Source organism: Actinomyces sp. HMT 175 (assembly GCF_016694895.1).
GTDB lineage: Bacteria > Actinomycetota > Actinomycetes > Actinomycetales > Actinomycetaceae > Actinomyces > Actinomyces oris.
On the sequence record NZ_CP068012.1, the window covers coordinates 2,833,538 to 2,853,136 of the forward strand.

Annotated in this window: 13 protein-coding genes; 7 read left to right on the forward strand and 6 right to left on the reverse strand. The window is 68.5% G+C overall.

Annotation, left to right across the window (positions count from 1 at the left end; genetic code table 11):
* Positions 1 to 337: 337 nt before the first annotated feature.
* A complete protein-coding gene (locus JJJ14_RS11795; RefSeq protein ID WP_201444238.1) occupies positions 338 to 1,135 on the forward strand; it encodes a CPBP family intramembrane glutamic endopeptidase in 798 nt (265 codons plus the stop codon).
* Between the two features lie 457 nt (positions 1,136 to 1,592).
* Entirely contained in the window at positions 1,593 to 2,231 is a 639-nt protein-coding gene (locus JJJ14_RS11800; RefSeq protein WP_075254072.1) for a malonic semialdehyde reductase, read from the forward strand.
* A gap of 170 nt (positions 2,232 to 2,401) precedes the next feature.
* On the opposite strand, the gene JJJ14_RS11805 is transcribed toward JJJ14_RS11800, so the two are convergent.
* From JJJ14_RS11805 to JJJ14_RS11830, 6 genes are all read right to left on the reverse strand, one after another.
* A complete protein-coding gene (locus tag JJJ14_RS11805) occupies positions 2,402 to 3,472 on the reverse strand; it encodes a glycoside hydrolase family 16 protein (protein WP_201444239.1) in 1,071 nt (356 codons plus the stop codon).
* Positions 3,473 to 3,594: 122 nt separating this feature from the next.
* Positions 3,595 to 3,981, reverse strand: coding sequence for a hypothetical protein (locus JJJ14_RS11810; protein WP_075378963.1), 387 nt, complete (start codon positions 3,979 to 3,981; stop codon positions 3,595 to 3,597).
* 125 nt (positions 3,982 to 4,106) lie between these two features.
* Positions 4,107 to 5,858, reverse strand: a complete 1,752-nt coding sequence (locus JJJ14_RS11815) for a catalase (protein ID WP_201444240.1) — start codon at positions 5,856 to 5,858, stop codon at positions 4,107 to 4,109.
* A 296-nt stretch (positions 5,859 to 6,154) separates the two neighbouring features.
* Positions 6,155 to 6,865, reverse strand: coding sequence for an anaerobic ribonucleoside-triphosphate reductase activating protein (locus tag JJJ14_RS11820; RefSeq protein WP_201445181.1), 711 nt, complete (start codon positions 6,863 to 6,865; stop codon positions 6,155 to 6,157).
* 179 nt (positions 6,866 to 7,044) lie between these two features.
* Entirely contained in the window at positions 7,045 to 9,024 is a 1,980-nt protein-coding gene (locus JJJ14_RS11825) for a ribonucleoside triphosphate reductase (protein ID WP_201444241.1), read from the reverse strand.
* 569 nt (positions 9,025 to 9,593) lie between these two features.
* Positions 9,594 to 10,472 carry a hypothetical protein gene (locus JJJ14_RS11830; RefSeq protein WP_442859499.1) on the reverse strand — a complete coding sequence of 293 codons (879 nt, stop codon included), beginning with the start codon at positions 10,470 to 10,472 and terminating at the stop codon, positions 9,594 to 9,596.
* A gap of 540 nt (positions 10,473 to 11,012) precedes the next feature.
* Between JJJ14_RS11830 and JJJ14_RS11835 the strand changes: the two genes are divergently transcribed.
* From JJJ14_RS11835 to JJJ14_RS11855, 5 genes are all read left to right on the forward strand, one after another.
* Positions 11,013 to 12,605, forward strand: coding sequence for a serine hydrolase domain-containing protein (locus JJJ14_RS11835; RefSeq protein ID WP_236592835.1), 1,593 nt, complete (start codon positions 11,013 to 11,015; stop codon positions 12,603 to 12,605).
* A gap of 139 nt (positions 12,606 to 12,744) precedes the next feature.
* Positions 12,745 to 14,535, forward strand: coding sequence for a M20/M25/M40 family metallo-hydrolase (locus JJJ14_RS11840; RefSeq protein WP_201444244.1), 1,791 nt, complete (start codon positions 12,745 to 12,747; stop codon positions 14,533 to 14,535).
* Positions 14,536 to 14,944: 409 nt separating this feature from the next.
* Positions 14,945 to 15,586 (forward strand): DUF6318 family protein, encoded by a 642-nt coding sequence (locus tag JJJ14_RS11845; RefSeq protein WP_201445182.1) that lies wholly within the window; start codon positions 14,945 to 14,947, stop codon positions 15,584 to 15,586.
* 212 nt (positions 15,587 to 15,798) lie between these two features.
* Positions 15,799 to 16,416: a zinc transporter gene (locus JJJ14_RS11850; RefSeq protein WP_201444245.1), complete on the forward strand. Its 618-nt coding sequence runs from the start codon at positions 15,799 to 15,801 to the stop codon at positions 16,414 to 16,416.
* 266 nt (positions 16,417 to 16,682) lie between these two features.
* On the forward strand, positions 16,683 to 19,592 hold the full coding sequence (locus JJJ14_RS11855; RefSeq protein ID WP_201444246.1) for a DEAD/DEAH box helicase: 2,910 nt from the start codon (positions 16,683 to 16,685) through the stop codon (positions 19,590 to 19,592).
* Positions 19,593 to 19,599 lie beyond the last annotated feature (7 nt).

Here is a 19,599-nt window from a genome sequence, read left to right on the forward strand (position 1 = left end):
CAGGAGAAGGGATGGTGGGCGGCTAGCCGATAGAATTGAAGCACTCCAGGGGTAGTAATAACTCACGCAGCCATAAAATGCAATCGGATTGATACACATATTTTTTACTGTTGCCGAGAATAGAAATCGAAGTGAGACCGCTTGACGATTGTCCCTTATTTTTACGATTAGTGCGCAGTCTTCCAACCCCACAACAGCCGGCCACACATGCGCTCGGGCAGCTCAGCGAGGCTTAGGAGTCAAACCGGAGTCTGACGAACCAGGGTCTGAGGGGCGCACCGAGGCTCAGCCGCCGGGGCGATGCCGCTCTCGGGCCGACCGCCGCACACTCCCGGCCATGAGCACCTCCCGCACGTCCCTGTCCCAGCAGACGCCGACCGCCTTCGGAGCACCGGATCCTGCGCCGTCGGACTCCGCTCCGAGTCCCGCTCCGGTCTCAACTCCGACCGCAAGCACCCGCCCCGACCGACTGAGCACCGTCGCGCTGGTCATTTTCACAAGCGTCTACGCCTTCTTCTTCCCTCTCCACCTCGGCCACTTTCTCATCTCCGAGGACGCCGGCCCCGCAACCGGCCTCGCGCTCTACATCGCTCTCTTCGCCGTCGGCTGCGTCGCCTTCCGCCACCCACTGGCCCTGGCCGCCCGTCAGGTAGCGGCCCGTAAGCGGCGGGCCGTCCTCACTCTCATCGTGGGCGGACTCGCCACCTTGGTGATCGAGCTCATCGGCGGCCTGGCCTCCTCGGCCCTGCTCAACCTCGCCGGCCTGTCCGGAGCAATCCTGCAGAATGACGCCAGCGTTGCCGAAGTCATTCAGATGTTCCCGCCGATCATCATCGTCGTCGTGCTCGGGATCGTGGGGCCGATTGTGGAGGAGATGTTCTTCCGCCAGTTCCTCATTGGGCTCATCGAGCGCTTCGCGCCGACCTGGGTGGCTGTTGTCGTCTCCAGCGTTCTTTTCGGTGCGCTGCACATGCACTCGTTCGCGCTCTCCGAGGTGCTGAGCGTCATCCCGCACGCCTTCTTCGGGCTCAGCTGCGGGCTGCTCTATGTCAAGACTGACCGCAACCTGCTCTACCCAGCGAGCATCCACTGCCTCAACAACCTCAGCGCCTTCCTGCCCCTCCTCCTGCACTGAAGCGACTCCCCGCCACCCCGCCCGGGCGTTGCGGAAACATAAGCGTTTGCGCCAACACCCTCGCAACATCGGCTCCGATTGGCTTGCCCTCGACAGCTTCACTGTTGACGGCGCTCGACGCGCCTCGTCAGCACGGGACACAAGGAGGAGATACAGACCACCACAATCAGGCCGAGCGCCAGGAGCGGCATTCTCATCCATAACTTCCTGCCTCATTCCCTACAGCGCTCGGCCCGGAGCCTCACCCTCCCATCGAGAAGAACGGCTACTTCTCGTGCAGCAAGACCGTGGCCCTCACAGCGCATACTCTCCGCCATCGCATGGATCGCCTGCGCGACGGAGACCCGCTGCGAGGCCGCACGTCAGGAGGGCGAGGCGAGCAAGGGCGGGGACAGCAAGACTGCCTTGTCGGGACAACATCCGCCCCGGGGGAGACGGCGCGTGCTTCAATCGGAGTATGGCAGTCGTCTCCCCCGTTCCGGTTCCGGGCCCCGTGCCCGACGAGTCCATCCTGACCGAGTCCGACGCTTCGCTGCTGTTCAGCGGGGCACGCACCGCCTACACCTTCACCGACGAGCCGGTGACCGACGCCCAGCTGCGGGCGATCCATGAGCTGGCCAAGTGGGCGCCGACGGCGGTCAACGCCCAGCCGCTACGGGTGGTAGCCGTCCGATCGGCGGCAGCCCGGGAACGCCTGCTGCCCTGTCTTCCTCGCGGTAATCGCGAGCAGGCCGCGGGGGCGCCTCTCACCCTCGTCTGCGCAGCCGACCGCTCCTTCGCCGGGTCCCTGCCACGGCTGCACCCGCGCGGCGAGCGCTACCAGCGGCTGCTGGAGGAGGGCGGGGCGGAGATGCGGGCGCGTTGGGCACGCGCCTCAGCGCTGATCCAGACGGCCTACGTCATTCAGGCGATTCGCGCCGTCGGGCTGGCAGCCGGCCCCATGAACGGAGACGACGCCGAGGCGTTGGCGACAGAGTTCTTCGCCGGTCAGGACGTGGAGGTGCTGCTGGTCATCAACGTCGGTCACCCAGGGCCAGACGCCTACCAGGAGCGCAACCCGCGCCTGCCCTTCGAGGAGGTCTATCGGGTGCTATGAGCCCAGCGGGTCGATCGCGCCCAGGCCTCGGGACCGGGCGGCGTCGGCCAGGCGGGCGTCATGAGTCAGAACCGTGACCGGGTGGCGAGGGTCGTCCAGCAGCGTCGCAGTCGCCAGGTGAATGGCATCGAGAGACTTCAGCTCACCAGTCAGGGCGCTGGCGCGCCGAGCTACCCCCTGGTGTAGTGGGCGACGTAGTCGATCTGAATGTCGGAGACGGCCGGAGTGAGCGGGCCGGGGACACCGCCGTCAACGGTCTCGTACCATTTGGCGTAGGCGTGGTTGGGATTCATCGCCCCACTCTGGACCCCGAGGAACATCTGCTTGCTGGAGATGTCCTCGCCGACGTCGTCCCGAGTGATCCGGCCCCACTCCTGGCCGTCGAAGGTGAAGGCGATGTACTCGTCCTCCACGATGACGCCATATGTGTGCCAACCACCCATGTCAGGGTTGTCGAGGCTCACTTGCTTCCGCATGTGCCCTTCCGGAGTGGCATCACCCCAGTGGTAGGTGCCCACCACCGGCGGACCATGGAAGCGCCCCTCGACGAAATCGATCTCCGGCGGCGCCTTCTGGTCCTCGGGCCACAGCAGGATCGCGTACCCGATGCCCTTTGCCCGGGGGAACTTGGCGCGCACCTCCCACCGGCCACGCGAAGCTGTGAAGACCTTGTTGGTCGAGGCACCACCGGCGCTCCACTGACCATCCTGGTACTGGGTGCGGATGATGAGCTCGCCGTTCTGAGTGAAGGAGTCCCTCCTCAACCTCATGCCCATGGCTCCCGGATCGGTGAGGGGGTTATCGCCGTATTGCTCCCAACCAGTCTCCTCGATGGAGGCGTCAAAGCCCTCAAAGAAGTCGACGTTCCAGCCGTCGATCTCGACCTCGGAGCGCCCCCGACCCGACCCCTCGGAGAGTTGCGAGGGCGGGGCGGTTGCGGCGTCGGACGGGGAGGCGGCGGTCTCGCTCGGCAAGGCGGAGGGCTCACCGGACGGGGCAGCAGTGGTCGTCTCCCCCATGCTCGACGACGGTGCCGCCGGCACGGAGGCATTACCGGCCGGCGGCACCGAGGCCGCCGCACTGGCCGGGCCGCCGGGGGATGCCTGCTCGGTGCCGACACTGGTCGACAGAGCAGCAGCCCCCGGGCCCGCACCCTGGGGCTGGACTGGGAAGCAAGCGGTGACCGTCGCCACGGCGAGACCCGCGGTCATGAGGAGCTGGGTTGCTCGTGCGGGTTTCACGGTCGTCTCCTTTGATGCGGGAACCCTTCCAGCAGATACGAGAAGCCTAACCAGTCGGTAGTTATCGGACAAGACACCCGCGCTTATGAGAGGTCAGCGTGGCGCCGCGGCCCCGCCCGCCGCTACGGCCGGACGATCGAACTGTCATCACTGACGTAGGCGACTGCAAGCCGATGCGTCCAGGCCATCTGGCCGACGATCTTGACGAGCGCGTTCGCATCCGACCAGCCGACACCGACGTAAATGAAGTCAGCGCCGATGGTGTAGTCGGCGACCGGCAGCCCTTCGGCCTCCCGCTCCTCGAGCTCCTCCTCGCTCAGCGCATCGGGGCCGTTGAACGGAGGGAAGACGCGTATGAGGTCTCGGTAGAAGGACCTGATCGCCGGGGTAGAGCCCTCGGTGGTGTAGTAGTCGCGCGGCTCCTCCCAACGGGAGATCTGTTCCCACCACTGCGGGAATTCCTCGTCTGAGACCGCCGCCGGCTCGAAGATCAGGATGTCGTAGCTCATGCCCCGAGGCTAGTAGCGCACCCACCGCCCGACCATGGACACCGCTCCCCACAGCGATCCCCGACGGCGGCCCACCGCCTCCGCTGGGAGATGGCGGGCCACCGTCGGGCACCGGGACGCAGTGCTCAGAGCACGTAGGGGTCGTTCATCGGGTCGGTCAGGGTGGTCGGGTCAGCCACGTTCGTGTCGCGGCCTGCCGGACCGAGGTTCGCGGCCGAGGCGGGGGCCGCGGGCGACGTCGGGACATCGAGCTCGGCGTTGGCGCGGTTGCGCGCGAGCCACAGCTCGTAGGAGTCGGCGGTAGCGCCGCTGAGGTCCACGCTGTCGATGTCGATGCCCAGAGCCTGGGCCACACCACGGCCGTAGTCGGGGTCCGCCTGGTAGCAGTTGAAGATGTGGCGGTGCTTGATCTGCAGGGTCGAGTCCCCCATGGCGCGGGCGGTGTTCTCGCACAGGACGAGCTGCTGCTCGGGCGTCATGGCGCACCAGAGCATCCCGGGCTGGGTGTAGTAGTTGTGGTCGTCCTCGCGGAAGTCGTACATGGCGACGTCGCCTCCGGCCTGGACGGGCTCGGAGAGCTCGCGCGAGTCCTGCCAGTTGCCGTAGGAGTTGGGCTCGTAGGCGTTCTGGGATCCGGCGTTGCCGTCCACCCGCATGGCGCCGTCGCGGTGGAAGCCGTGGGGGCAGGCGACGCCGCGCGGGGAGTTGACCGGAATCTGGTGGTGGTTGACACCGAGGCGGTAGCGCTGGGCGTCACCGTAGGAGAAGAGGCGGGCCTGGAGCATCCTGTCCGGCGAGTAGCCGATGCCGGGCACGATGTTCTGGGGCGTGAAGCCGGCCTGCTCGACGTCCTGGAAGTAGTTGTCGGGGTTCCTGTTGAGCTCGAGGACGCCAACCTCCTGGAAGGGGAAGTCCGCCTTGGGCCACATCTTCGTCAGGTCGAAGGGGTTGAAGTCGGTCAGGGCCTCGGCCTGTTCAACGGTCATGGTCTGGACGTACATGGTCCAGCGGGGGTACTGGCCCTTCTCGATGGACTCGTACAGATCGCGCTGGTTGGACTCGCGGTCCTCGGCGATGACGGCGGCGGCCTCCTGGTCCGTGAGGTTGGCGAGACCCTGCTGGGAACGGAAGTGGAACTTCACCCAGGTGCGCACGCCCTCGGCATTGATGAAGGAGTAGGCGTGCGAGGAGAAACCGTGCATGTAGCGGTAGGACAACGGGATGCCGCGGTCGGACATCGTGATGGTCACCTGGAGGAGCGACTCGGGCAGGCTGGTCCAGAAGTCCCAGTTGGTGTTGGGGCTGCGCAGGTTGGTGCGGGGGTCGCGCTTGACGGCGTGGTTGAGGTCGATGAACTTCTTGCCATCACGGAAGAAGAAGACGGGGGTGTTGTTGCCGACGACGTCCCAGTTTCCCTCGGAGGTGAAGAAACGCATGGCGAAGCCGCGGATGTCGCGCTCGGCGTCGGCGGCCCCGCGCTCGCCGGCGACGGTGGAGAAGCGCATGAAGAGCTCGCACTGGTTGCCCTCGGCGGAGAAGATCGCGGCGCGGGTGAGCTCGGGAATGGCGCGGGTGACGGTGAAGGTGCCCCAGGCTCCTGAGCCCTTGGCGTGCATGCGGCGCTCGGGGATGACCTCGCGGTTGAAGTGGGCGTGCTTCTCCAGCAGCCAGGCGTCCTGGAGGGCGACGGGGCCGCGGGGCCCGGCGGTCATGGAGTCCTGGTTGTTGTAGACGGGCGAGCCGTTGGCCATCGTCATGCGGCCCTGGCCGACGGCGTTGTTGCGGCTGGGCAGGTGCTCGCCAAGGCCGGCGCGGGACATGGGGCAGCCGGCGGGAGCACCGTCCTGAGGGGTCTCGGGCAGGTTGGTGTCGTTCATGAGTATCTCCTTGCTCGGCCAGCGGGCCGGGGTGTCGCGACGCGCGAGGTGCGCCTGAGCCGGTCAGGGCGCCGTGGGTACCGCTGACCGCTGTCAGCCGCGACGACGAGATGACCGCCTGTCAGCAACCATAGCCGAACAATAAGGAGATGTCTAAGTAGTTGCTCTACTGAATGGGATTGCTAATGTGTCGGTGGGTGTCGGACACCGTGCAAGCTCGCCGGCGGTCACCACCAGCGCATCGGCGGCTGACCAGCGGACACCGACCATGAACACCGCCCTCCACGGCAGCCTCTCTAAGCCGGGCGGTAGGTGAAGCGGTCCCAGCCCAGGGCCTCGATGCGCTCGGCCATGCGCTCGCACGCCCCGTCCCAGCCGGGCGCCACTACGTCGAACTCGCCGCTCGTCCCCTCGGAGCGGGCCTGCTGGAGGGCGTAGACCCGCGCCCCCGCCGCGTGCACCCGCCGAGCCACCTCCACGGCGTCGTCAGCCGTCACATCCCCGGGCACCACGGTGGTGCGCACCTCGAAATCGGGCCCGCCGCGGCCGGCCGCCTCGATGAGCACCTCCAGGCTCTCCCAGGCCCTCGCGGCCGCGTTCGCCCGGCCGACCACCTGCCCGTAGTGCTCGGGCAGAGCCTTGATGTCCAGCCCCACCCAGCTGACGAGCCCGGCCGCGATCATGTCGTGCAGCCGCCGCGGGTAGGGCCCGGCCGTGTGCAGTCCCACCTGGAAGCCCATGTCGATGACCTCGCGGGCGGCGTCGGCCAGGGCGTCCTGGCGCAGCGCCTCACCTCCGGTCAGCACGACGCCGTCGAGCAGTCCCCGCCGGCGGCGCAGCAGGGCGCGCACCTCCTCCCAGGCCACCTGGCCGGGCGTGCGGGTGGGGATGAGGTCCTGGTTGTGGCAGTAGAAGCAGTTCCAGGGGCAGCCCTGCAGGAAGACCGTCGCGGTCAGGTGGTCGGGCCAGTCGACCGTGCTCATGGGGACGAGCCCGGCGATCACCAGGTCGTCGGCGGGCCGGCGGTCGGAGTTCCCCCTCGCCGTCGGAACGGATGTGGAGGCATGCGAGCCTCTCGGCAGGGAGGTCACGACTGCTCCTCTCACGTCTTGTCGTCATAGCACCGGGACCGCTGGGCGCCGTCGCCGGATCATCCGACGGCACCCAGCGGTCCCGGCGGGTCCTCTCAGGCGCTGACCGCGCTCAGGCGCGAGACGGCCGGGCCGTGGCCGCCGGCGGCGACCTCGGTGAACATCTGCCGCTCGGCGTACTCGCCCTTCTTGCCGATGTTGAAGGAGCGCACCGGGCGGAAGTAGCCCATGACGCGGGTCCACACCTCGCACTCGACCGGCTCGGCCTCGGGGTGGAGCTCGGCGCACTTGTCGCAGGTGAGGTGCTCGCCCACGAGGTAGCCGTGGACGGGGCAGATGGAGAAGGTCGGCGTGATGGTGATGTAGGGCGTGCGGAAGGCGGTCAGGGAGCGGCGCACCAGCTCCTTGCAGGCGGCGGCCGAGGAGATCCGCTCGTTCATGTACAGGTGCAGGACAGTGCCGCCGGTGTACTTGGTCTGGAGCTCCTCCTGCATCTCCTGGGCCTCGAAGGGGTCGTCGGTGTAGCCCACGGGGATCTGGGAGGAGTTCGTGTAGTAGGGGTTGGACTCCATGCCGGCCTGGAGGATGCCAGGGTAGCGCTTGCGGTCCTCCTTGGCGAAGCGGTAGGTGGTGCCCTCGGCCGGGGTGGCCTCGAGGTTGTAGAGGTGGCCGGTGGCCTCCTGGAACTCGACCATCTTGTCGCGCACGTGGTCCAGGAGGCGCACGCACATGGCGTGGCCGCGCGGGTCAGTCAGGTCGTAGGCGTCGTGGGTGAAGTTGCGAACCATCTCATTCATGCCGTTGACGCCCAGGGTGGAGAAGTGGTTGTCCAGCGTGCCCAGGTAGCGCTTGGTGAAGGGGAACAGGCCGGCGTCGATGTGGTGCTGGATGACGGTGCGCTTGAGCTCCAGGGTGTCGCGGCCGATCTCGAGCAGCTCGTCCAACCGGGCGGTCAGGCCGGCCTCGTCGTCGGCGTAGAGGTGGCCGAGCCGGGCCATATTGATGGTGACGACACCGACCGAACCGGTCTGCTCAGCCGAGCCGAACAGGCCATTGCCGCGCTTGAGCAGCTCGCGCAGGTCGAGCTGGAGGCGGCAGCACATGGAGCGGATCATGCCGGGGTCGAGCTCGGAGTTGATGAAGTTCTGGAAGTAGGGCAGGCCGTACTTCGCGGTCATGGTGAACAGCAGCTCGGTGTTGGGGGCGTCCCAGTCGAAGTCGCGGGTGATGTTGTAGGTGGGGATGGGGAAGGTGAAGACCCGACCCTCGGCGTCGCCCTCGGTCATGACCTCCATGAAGGCACGATTGATGAGGTCCATCTCCGCCTGGAGGTCGCCGTAGGCGAAGTCGCAGACCTCGTCGCCGATGAGGGGGTGCTCGTCCGCGAGGTCCGCGGGGCAGGTCCAGTCGAAGGTGAGGTTGGTGAAAGGCGTCTGGGTGCCCCAGCGCGAGGGGACGTTGAGGTTGAAGATGAGCTCCTGCATGCACTGCTTGACCTGGGCGTAGGTCATGTCGTCCAGGCGGACGAAGGGCGCCATGTAGGTGTCGAAGGAGGAGAAGGCCTGGGCGCCGGCCCACTCGTTCTGCAGGGTCCCCAGGAAGTTGACGATCTGCCCGACGGCCGAGGAGAAGTGCTTGGCGGGGCCGGCGGCGATGGCGCCGGGGACGCCGTTGAAACCCTGCTGGAGAAGATCTTTGAGGGACCAGCCGGCGCAGTAGCCGGCGAACATGTCCAGGTCGTGGATGTGGAGGTCCGCGTTGCGGTGGGCCTGGCCGGCGGCGGCCGGGTAGACCTGGCTGAGCCAGTAGTTGGCGACGACCTTGCCGGAGGTGTTGAGCATCATCCCGCCCAGCGAGTAGCCCTGGTTGGCGTTGGCGTTGACGCGCCAGTCGGAGCGGTCCAGGTACTCGGTGATGGTGGCGATGGCGTCCACGGTAGGGCGCTCGCCGCGGGCGACCGCCGAGTCGGCCGAGCCGGGGGCCACGAGGCGCGGGTCGGTGGCGGGGATGGCGGCCGGCGGCTGCGCCGAGCCATCAGCTGCGGGGGCGGTGGAGGCAAGGTTCTTCTCGAGCACGGGTCTCTCCGATGGTCCTTCTCGTTCCTGTTCGCGGCCCTGCCGAGCATGGATGGGGCCGGTCCTTCCGGGTGCCGTCAGTGACTGAGCACTGCCTGTTGGGAGCCAACCGGTCGGCGGCACCGGTGCCGACCATACTCCCAAATCACACCGATGAGACACATCATCTTGTGTCTAAATTGTATCTCAACCACAACATCTTGCGATAGAGGTATGGACTTTCGTCCCGATAGGCGTCGCCTTCCCGCACGATCCTGCGGATGCCGTCGAAGCTGGAACGCGAGCCGGCAGGATCGCCTAGAGAGCACATGTGAGGTCCAGATCACTCCTGCTCGGCGTGTTGGGGCGAGGTCGGGAGCGCACCTCTCACTCCCGCGCGCGATCACTCTCCGCACGACCCATGTGCCCCGGCATCATTGCCGCCGACCTCCTGTCATCCCCGGCGAAGTGGCATCACCGGAACCGTGGAAGCCCTCTTGAGGGAGGTTCGTGTCCAAATCGGACACAAAGGACTCCAACCACTTTTCACCGAGCCACACGAACCGCGGAATCATGCGGTTTTGTCAGGCTCACTCAATGCTCGTTGCCGCCTTTGTATCCGATTTGGACACTTCCCACCTCTCCAAGGCCCTCAGCACGTCCGGAACGACCTGATGCGCGTAGACATCCTTCCTTGTGAAGCGCAGCGGCAGGAAGCCGCGGGCGACAAGCCGGCGGTCGCGCCAGCGGTCGAGGCCGAACTGGTACTCGTCGCAGTGGTAGGTGTAGCCGTCGAGCTCCACGACCACCCAGCCCTCGATCACCAAGTCCACCTCGCCGACTCCCTCGATCTCCACCCCGTCCTCGAAGCTCAGGCCGGCAGCCTCAAGGTCCATTCGCGCCAGCGTCTCCAACGGGGAACGGGCCCGGTCACTGGCGCGATCGAGTCGTGCGAGCGCCCGAGCCGAGCCGGGGCCGCGCAGCAGGTCCCGAATCTGCTCGGCAGTGACCCGCTCATCATGAAGTGCTGCGTCAAGAGCGATGAGTGGAGAGTCGTCCTGGACGTGGCAGCGCAGGAAACGAGCCAGCGCCTCAGGGAGCGGCTGAACCGGGTAAGAGGTTGGCGATATACGAGTCCGGTACCGGTCTGCATGGAGCACCTCCCGCCCGGCAGTCGAGAATCGCCTGCCGGGCGCAACGACAAGATGAACCTGCTCAGCCCCTTGGGCTACGGGCAGCCCGTAGTAGCGCATAGCGGCCTGGCAGGTGAGGAGCCCTCCGTGAATGCGCGCCAGCACAACGGCGCGCTCAGCACCCGGGATACCAACAACCCCATGCTCATAGGCAATGAGCTCACCGGTCCTCACCAGCGAGTCGATGTGACGGCGCTGGGTGCGAGTCGGCTCCAGGTCCCGCATGCGCACCGCTCCGTAGCAGCCACGAACAATGGCGAGCAGCTCAGCGTCCATGGTGTTCACGGGACTCATTGCCGCCCGGCTGCGGAGTGGGCGCAACCCGGCCGCCGACGCCCTGTGGACAACTGGCGCATCCGTCAGCCTGTGGCCTCCAGGACCCATCGAAGTGTCACCGATGTCCTGACACAGAACTGTCACCCATGTCCCGAGACACAACAACCAGAGACTTCACGCCCCAGTAGCCAAGGCATGGTGTCCAAATCGGACACAAAGGAACCCAACAACGTTTCACCCAGCGATACGAACCGCGGAATCATGCGGTTCTGTCAGACGCGCTCAGTACTCGTTGCCGCCTTTGTATCCGATTTGGACACTCCCCACCGCCCCAAGGCCCTCTGCACGCCCGGAACCACACGGGAGGCCGTTCGCCGGCATCACCGTTACCCGCGCTCACCCGGATCCGGACGGGACACCCCACCTCACCTCGCCACCCCGTCCTTCTCGTGGACCGTCACGGTGTTGTCGGGCTGGCCCGACATCGACCGACCAGGTGGCTGGATCGTGTGGACGATCATGCTCCGACAGCCTGGGTCCATGAGCACGGATACCTCTCCCTTCCATCGTTCCCGACCTCCGTCGCAGCAGGTCAGACCCACATTTCCCACCCGGTCGCGCAGCCTCCTGCCCCGCTGGGCCTGCGCGGTCCTGGCGGCCTGCCTGGCCCTGGCGGTCTTCGCCGTCGGGCCACACGCGCCGAAGGCCGACACCTCCTCCATCACGGGCGACAGGGACCTGGCCAAGCAGGTCATCAGCCTCCTGCCTGATGACTACCGGGCCCAGGGCATCCACGTCTCTGTCATCACCGCCGAGGGCGCCCGCCACGCCGGCATCGGCACCGCCGCCTCCGGCCAGCAGTACACGTCCACCACCCCCATGGAGATCGGCTCGATCACGAAGACATTCAGCGGCCAGCTCCTGGCCGACACCATTGCGCGCGGCGAGGTCAAGGCGAGCGACCCGCTGTCCACCCACCTGCCCGAGCTCGCCGGCACCCCAGCGGGCGAGGTCACCCTGGAGGAGGTCGCCTCGCACCGCTCCGGCATCCCGGGCGTCCCCTCTCACGACATGATCGGCTTCGTGCTGCGAGGCAACATCCTGGGTCTCAACCCCTTCACCGACAGCACCGACCAGCTCATCGAGAAGACCCGCACCACCACACTGGGCAAGCGCGGCGAATTCGCCTACTCCAACCTGGGCATCTCGCTGCTGGGCGAGGCCCTCAGGCGCGCCGCCGGGGCCGAGTCCTGGGAGTCCTACGTCTCGGAGCGGCTCTTCACGCCCCTGGGCATGGAGCACACGACCCTCACCGCCGGCCAGTCGGAGATTCCCGACGGCGCCATTCACGGAGTCCAGGCCAATGGACGCCGCGGCCAGTCGCTCAGCGGCCCGGGCTCCAACCCGGCCGGCGCCGGGGTGTGGAGCACCCCGGAGGACATGACCCGCTACGCCCAGGCTGTCCTGACCGACACCGTCCCCGGCGAGGCCGCTCCCCAGGAGGCTCGGTGGCCCGCGGAGGTCTTGGCCGGCTTCCAGCTGCCGGGTGAGAGGGTCGGTTACACCTGGTACACCGACGTCGTCGACGGACACACGATCATCGGCCACGGCGGCACCACGATGGAGTACATGACGCACCTGGCCATCGACAAGGAGTCGGGCAAGGCCGTCATGGTCTACACCGACCAGAACACGGACGGCACCGCCGCCGCGCTCGCCGCGACGCTCCTGACCGACGGGCAGAAGATCTCGACGGCGCGCCTACCGGTGCCGGCCGAGATGCTGCTCCAGGGCATCATCCTCGGCGTCTTCACCATCCTGACGCTGGTCATGGGCCTGTACACGGCCGCCCGCGCGGCGAGCGCGCCCAGCCGCATGGCGGTGGTCTGCCGCGTCTCCGCGCTCCTCACCTGCCTGGCGGCGGCCGCGGCCTCGGAGCCCTGGGCGCACGTGCCCACCTGGATTCTGGCGGCGGCGTCGCTGCCCGGCCTGTACGGCATCGTCCGGGGCATCACGCTGTGGCCGGACCTGCCCGCCCTGCCGCGTCGCCGGGCCTGGCTCGGCTGGACGCAGGTGGCGCTGACTGTCGCCTTCGTCGCCGTCTGCCTGGTCGTCGCCTGGCCCAAAGCCTGAACCGGCCACGCCTGGCGCCGCCTTCGCTCCCCACGCCGCATCCCGGGGCCCTGTCCTCACCACCAGCGAGCTGAAGGCGTGAAGGCGACGCTGCCCCTCCCCTCATTCACCACCGATTCACGTCCGGAAAGCTGACACCATGACTGATCGCCGTTTCTCCACGCCCGGTCTCGCCCGGCGCCTGCTGGCCCCGATCGCCGCCCTGCTGGGGCTGGTGGCGGGCCTGAGCGTCCTCATCCTGCCCTCCCCCGCACCGACCACCGCCGACCCGATCACGTTCTCCGCCGAGCGCGCCATGGCCGCCATCAACCGCCTCGCCGACGAGCCCCACAGTGTCCTGCGCCGCGAGGCGCACGACCGGGCACGCGACGACGTCATCGGCATGTTCTCCGATCTGGGCTACACCGCCGAGGTGCACTCCGACCCGATGTTCGATCTCAGCGACCCGGCGGACAAGAGGATCTTCGACGGCTTGTCCGCCGAGCAGCAGGCGGTGCTCAAGGACGCGCCGGCTGAGACGATCGTCGTCGACGTGCCGGGGAAGTCCGAGCACACCATGGCGCTTATGGCCCACTACGACTCGGCCACGGTCGAGGCGGACGAGAGCGGCCATCAGCACATCACCGACGGCACCTCTCTCGGGGCAGCCGACGATGGCTACGGCGTGGCCGCCATCGTCGAGACGCTTCGGGCCCTCAAGGCCGATGGGCGCCAGCCGGAGAACTCGCTGAAGATCGTCATCACCGACGGCGAGGAGGTCGGCCTCATCGGCGCCCGCAACGAGATGCGCCACCACCGCACCGACTACGAGAACGTCGACCTGGTCCTCAACCTCGAGGCGCGCGGCACGAGCGGCCCGGCACTCATGTTTGAGACCTCCTCGAACAACAGCGCCGTCGCCGGCTACTTCCTCAGCCACGTGAAGCAGCCCGTGGCCGGCTCACTCCTCCCCTCGCTGTACGCGCGCATGCCCAACACCACTGACATGGCGGCGTTCATCCCGGAGGGCTTCACGGTGCTCAACATCGCGGCGATTGGGGACGCCGAGCACTACCACCACCCCACCGACGCCCCACGCTACGTCGACCACTCGACCCTCCAGCACTACGGCGACCAGGTCCTGGACCTCGCGCGGGCCTGGGCCTTCGACGGGCAGGCCCCCACGCTCACGGCCGACGACGACCTCCACTTCTTCCAGCTGTGGCGGGGGCTGACGGTGCGCTACCCGGCCGCGGTCGGAACAGGGCTGGGCTGCCTGGCCGTCATCGCGGCGCTCGGCGCCGTCGCGGTACGGGCACGGTCGCTGCGCTGGAAGCGGGTCCTGGGGAGCGTCTGGGGTCTGACGTGGCGGGCCGCGTTCGCCTCTGCCGCCGCGGGGCTGGTGCAGCGCGGGGCCATGGCGATGAAGTGGGCGCCGGAGAGCGGACTCGGACCGAACCCTCTGCTGCCGTGGATGTTCGCCGGCGGGGCCCTCATCGGGGTTGGGCTCACGGCGCACTTCGTGGTGCGGCGCTGGAAGGAGGGGCTCGGGCAGGAGACCCTCGCCGCGGTGCTGCTCCTGCTGGCGGCCGCCTGCGTGCCACTCATGGTGCTGTTGCCCGGCGCTGCCTACGTCCTGGTCCTCCCCACGCTCGCCCTGGCGCTGACCGCGCTGGCGCCGAGGCGGGTGCGGCCGGTGGTCGGGGCCCTGGCGGCCTTCATCATCGTGGCGATCCTTGCCCCCGCGGTCCTGCTCATCCACGAGATGCTCAGCCTGAGCGCAGTGTGGGTGACCGTGTTCTTCGCGATCGTGCCGGTGGCGCCGCTGGCGCTTGTGCTCCTGCAGGCCGGTTCCCGGCGCACCCGGAGCACCATCGCGTGGACCAGCAGCAGTTCTGACGGCCTTCCCAACGGCGCTGCCACTGCAGGTCGGGCTGCCGCGACGGCGTAGGACAGCGCGCAGGAAGGAGTAGCTGCGAGCGCGGCCTCGGGGCCTCGGGACCACTCCTGGTGAGTGGCACCGAGGCCCCGGCCTGTTGAGCGGGGTGGATCAAGGTTCCGGCCGGGTGCGACGGAGCTGGTGCACGAGTCTCTTTTCGAGGTTTTCCACAGGGTGTCCTCGGGGTCTGGTTTGGGGGCGTTGGGGCAGGTAATGTCAATGCACCATCTGGACGGGCAGTGTCGCCCGGCCGGGCGGGATATGGAGTTGTTTCGGTGGCGAGGAGGCTTCCGTGATGAGTACGTCCCTACGATCCCCCGAGCCCACAGATACCCGGCGTCCTGCATCCGGCTCTGGCCGGGTCACCGTGTTGGATCGCCACCCTGCCGCGCACAGCCGCCGCAGGGGTGTGGCTGGGTTGGTGGCGGTGTGTGTGCTGGCGTTGGGGGTGGCGGCCTGCTCGGTGAAGGACGCCAAGGCAGAGGCAAGTGCGAGCGCCAGTGCCAGCGCGTCGGCGGCCATTGCCCGGGCGGAGAAGGGCATCGCTGACGCCAACGCCAGCGCGACCGCCTCGCGCGAAGCCGCCCTGACTCCTGAGCTGCGCGCCAAGCGCGATGCCGCCCTGGCCGAACCCGCACCGGCCAAGCCCCCACAGCTAAACGAGGAGAGCGCCGAGGGCGCAGCAGCCAGCGTCGGCTACTTCCTCAACCTCTACCGCTACGCCTACGTCACCGGCAACACCACCGAGCTAGCAAAGATGAGCGAAGACCAGTGCAAATTCTGTCGCTCAACAATCGACAACGCGACGACCCTCCACAACGCAGGAGGCTGGAACGATAAGTGGGAACAAGAGATTACGAACATCAGGTATTATGAGAAACTTGACGGATACGACTTCAATAGGGTTGAAGCTACCGTGAGCCGACAAACAATTACATCCCACCCGGGAGGTGGGGCGGCCACTGAGACCTCAAGTCCCACTGAAAATGAGATACTAGACTTTGCCGTACGCTACGTCGGTGGTCGTTGGATGATTGGCGGAGTAAGGGTTGAGCAAAAATGAGCAGCCACACCATTGCCTTAACTATCGCCTTAGCCTCCACATATCTGATAAGCAATGGACACAACTCCCTGACATTACCTTCCGAAACAAAAGGAAACTACAGCGTTGAGAGCCAGGACAACACCCAGACTTTCCGCGGAGAAAAGAGCGAGACCATCACCCAAGAAGGCCCATCGGATTCTGGTGAGCCTCCGTCTCAGGAGCATCCGTCTGTGAGGGCCTCGGATCCGTCGTTATGGGAGGAGCAGTCTCATCGGGAGTGCTCGCCTGAGAAGGACGCCTACGGGCTGGACAAGTACAGGTGCAACCTGGCCACCCTCAACCGCCCCGGCCAGCCCGACCAGCCCACCACCAGTGGTGGTGCTCGTGCGGTCACGATCACTACTCGCCAGGCCGCCACGCTGATCGCCTCGGGCTCGGGTATCACGCGTCAGCCCCCGGGTCCCAAGGTCATCATCTCCAAGGCCTTCATCGTCTACACCAACCCCGCCGTGCGCTACCAGACCACCACCATCCTGGGTACCTCCATCGAGGTGGAGTTCACCCCGGTGTCCTACACCTGGGGCTGGGGAGACGGCACCACCACAACCACCACCGACCCCGGAGCCCCCTACCCCCACCAGACCGTCACCCACCACTACCAGCACACCGCCACCGGAGTCACCACCACCCTGACCACGACCTGGACCACCCGGTTCCGCCCCGCCGGCGAGAGCCAGTGGCGGCCCATCGAGGGCACCATCACCACCACCGAGACCTCCACCCCCTACGACCTGGTCCGCGTCATCACCTACCTCACCGACGACGCCGAAGAAGCCCAAGGCCACTAACCCCCACCCCAGCACCCACGCCCACGCCCAGGCCACAGACCACCAGGCTCACTCCACGAACGGTGTCACAATCGGCGACTTTTAAGAACACACCCGGCCCGACAACCACCGCACCCTGGCACATATGCGCTGGTCAGAGCCCCACAGACCCAGGCGCGCCAGCCGACGGACACCCTAAAAGTCGCCAACCATGACACCACGACCCCACAACCCACCACCGAGGCCCCACGGACACCTCCATCCACCGGTGGTGCAGACTGTGCCCCATGGCAGACGGGACCGCACGCGACCTCACCGGGCTCCTGGAGTCCATCGGCGGGCGCGACGGCCGGCTCGTCCACCTCCAGCGCACCCCGGCCCGCCCCGGCCACCACACCGACTGGCCCGACTGGGCGGACCCCGACCTCGTGGCCGCCTACCGCCGCCTTGGCGTCGAGCGCCCCTGGACGCACCAGGTCGCCGCCGCGCACTCCGCCCACGCCGGCCGCCACACGGTCCTGGCGACCGGCACCGGCTCGGGAAAGTCCCTGGCGGCCTGGCTACCGGCGCTCTCCGACGTCCTGGCCGCCCAGTCCCCCGGCGCCGACTCACGCATCTCCGCCCACACCCGGCGCCCCACCACCCTGTACCTCTCCCCCACCAAGGCGCTCGCCGCCGACCAGGCCGCAGCCCTGGCCCGGCTCGTCGGCGAGCTCGAGGCCGTCCAGCGCGAGGCCGGCACTCTCACGGGCTCGCTGCGCACGGTGCGCGCCGGCACCTGCGACGGCGACACTCCCCTGCCCGAGCGAGACTGGGTGCGCGCCCACGCCGACGTCGTCCTGACCAACCCCGACTTCCTCCACTTCTCGCTGCTACCGGGCCACGAGCGCTGGACCCGTCTCCTGCGGGGCCTGCGCTACATCGTCATCGACGAGTGCCACGCCTACCGCGGGATCCTGGGGGCGCACGTCGCCCTCGTGCTGCGCCGTCTCCTGCGGCTCGTGGCGCGCCTGCGCCCGCGCGGCCCGCAGCCGGTGGTCCTGTGCGCCTCGGCGACGGCGGCCGAGCCGGCCCTCACCGCGGCCCGCCTCATCGGCGTCGAGCCCGACGACGTCGTGGCCGTCACCGACGACGCCGCACCCGCCGGGGAGCGCACCCTGGCCCTCTGGCAGCCGGCCCTGCGCGACCCCTGGGTGCTGCCGTCCCCCGGCGAGGGCGGTCCGGCGCCCTCGGGCTCCCCGAGCCCCGACGCGCCCCAGCCCACACACGCCACAGCCGACGACGACAGCCTCCCCGCCCCCAACGTCACGCCGTCCCCGCAGCACGTGTCGGGAACAGAGGCCCCGCCGAAGGCCGGCACCGACGCCATCGCCTCCGCCGCCCACCGCCGGCCTCCGGTCACGAGCGGCGCCACCCCACCCGGCAGCGCCGAGCCGGACTCGGGCGATCCCGGTGAGGATCCCTCGGCACGGCGCAGCGCCGTCGTCGAGGCCGCCGAGCTGCTCGTGGACCTGCTGAGCGTGGGTGCCCGGGCGCTGGTGTTCGTGCGCTCTCGTCGCTCGGCAGAGGTCGTGGCCGAGCGGGCCCGCCACACGCTGGGGCTCTCGCTGCCCGAGCTCGTCGGCACGGTGTCGGCCTACCGCGGCGGCTACCTGCCCGAGGAGCGCCGGGCCCTGGAGGCTGACCTGCGCTCGGGCCGGCTGCGCGCCCTGGCCACCACCAACGCCTTGGAGCTGGGCATCGACGTCACCGGGCTGGACGCGGTCCTCATCGCCGGATGGCCGGGCACGCGCGTCTCGCTGGGTCAGCAGGCGGGCCGGGCCGGACGCGCCGGTGGCCGCGGCCTCGCCGTCCTCATCGCCTCCGACAACCCGCTGGACGCCTACCTCGTGCACCATCCCGAGGCGGTCTTCGCCGCTCCCGAGGCCACGGTCTTCGACCCGGCCAACCCCTACGTGCTCGCGCCCCACCTGTGCGCCGCCGCTTCCGAGGCGCCCTTACGGGCCTCGGATCTGGCCCTGTTCGGCCTGCCCGACGATGCCCTGCTGCGCGAGCTGGAGGGCCGGGGCGCGCTGCGGCGTCGACCCACGGGCTGGTTCTGGAACGTCAACCTGCCCGGGCGACCCCAGGACCTGACCTCCCTGCGCGGCGACGGGCCGCCCGAGGTGCCGGTGGTGGAGGCCGACACGGGCGTCGTCATCGGCACGGTCGACGGCGCGGCCGCCGACTCCACCGTCCACGAGGGCGCGGTCTACGTCCACCAGGGGCGCGTCTACGTGGTCGAGGAGCTGGCCGACGACGTCGCCCTCGTGCGGCAGAAGGCGGCGGTCGGCTACCGCACGCGGGCCCGGTCGCGCTCGAGCGTGCGCATCATCGCCGAGCGCGAGCAGCAGGTCTGGGGCGAGCCGGGTCAGACAACGTCGGAGGACTGCCGTGAGCCGTCAGCGCGTGAGTCCGACGAGCCGGCCGGTCCCGGCGACGGTTCCAGCGGCAGTTCCGTCCCGACCGGCAGCGGGCGGGCCGGTTCATCCCCCGGTGACGCCCCCGAGCCCACGGGCGCAGCCGCCATCACCTGGTCCTTCGGCTCGGTGGAGGTCACCAGTCAGGTGACCGGCTACCAGCGGATGGCGCTGCCGGGCGGGGAGGTCGTCTCCCAGCACGCCCTGGAGATGGACGAGCATGTGCTGCCCACCGCCGCCGTGTGGTGGACGATCCCGCAGGAGGTCTGTGAGGCAGCGGGCCTGGAGCCCACCGACCTGCCCGGGGCCCTGCACGCGGCCGAGCATGCGAGCATCGGGATGCTGCCGCTGCTGGCCACCTGCGACCGCTGGGACATCGGCGGGCTGTCAACGGCGATGCACCCGCAGACGGCGGCGCCCACGGTCTTCGTCCACGATGGGCACGCCGGCGGGGCGGGCTTCGCCGAGCGCGGCTACCGGGCCGGGCGCGACTGGCTGGAGGCGACGCTGGCCGTCATCGAGGGCTGCGGCTGCGCGAGCGGCTGCCCCTCCTGCGTGCAGTCGCCCAAGTGCGGCAACAACAACGAGCCCCTGGACAAGGCCGGGGCCGCCGTCCTGCTGCGGCTCCTGATTGATGCGGCGCCCCAGAACCCCTCAACCACCGACCCCGCCCACCGAGACCTGTCCAGAACGGACGACTCGAACGCCCCCTCGACCCCAGTGACCAGAGGCAACTGAGCTCCGA

Coding starts and splice junctions, on each gene's coding strand:
- JJJ14_RS11795 (WP_201444238.1), top strand. CDS start 338: ATGAGCACCTCCCGCACGTCCCTGTCCCAGCAGACGCCGACCGCCTTC.
- JJJ14_RS11800 (WP_075254072.1), top strand. CDS start 1,593: ATGGCAGTCGTCTCCCCCGTTCCGGTTCCGGGCCCCGTGCCCGACGAG.
- JJJ14_RS11810 (WP_075378963.1), bottom strand. CDS start 3,981: ATGAGCTACGACATCCTGATCTTCGAGCCGGCGGCGGTCTCAGACGAG.
- JJJ14_RS11815 (WP_201444240.1), bottom strand. CDS start 5,858: ATGAACGACACCAACCTGCCCGAGACCCCTCAGGACGGTGCTCCCGCC.
- JJJ14_RS11830 (WP_442859499.1), bottom strand. CDS start 10,472: ATGGACGCTGAGCTGCTCGCCATTGTTCGTGGCTGCTACGGAGCGGTG.
- JJJ14_RS11835 (WP_236592835.1), top strand. CDS start 11,013: ATGAGCACGGATACCTCTCCCTTCCATCGTTCCCGACCTCCGTCGCAG.
- JJJ14_RS11840 (WP_201444244.1), top strand. CDS start 12,745: ATGACTGATCGCCGTTTCTCCACGCCCGGTCTCGCCCGGCGCCTGCTG.
- JJJ14_RS11855 (WP_201444246.1), top strand. CDS start 16,683: ATGGCAGACGGGACCGCACGCGACCTCACCGGGCTCCTGGAGTCCATC.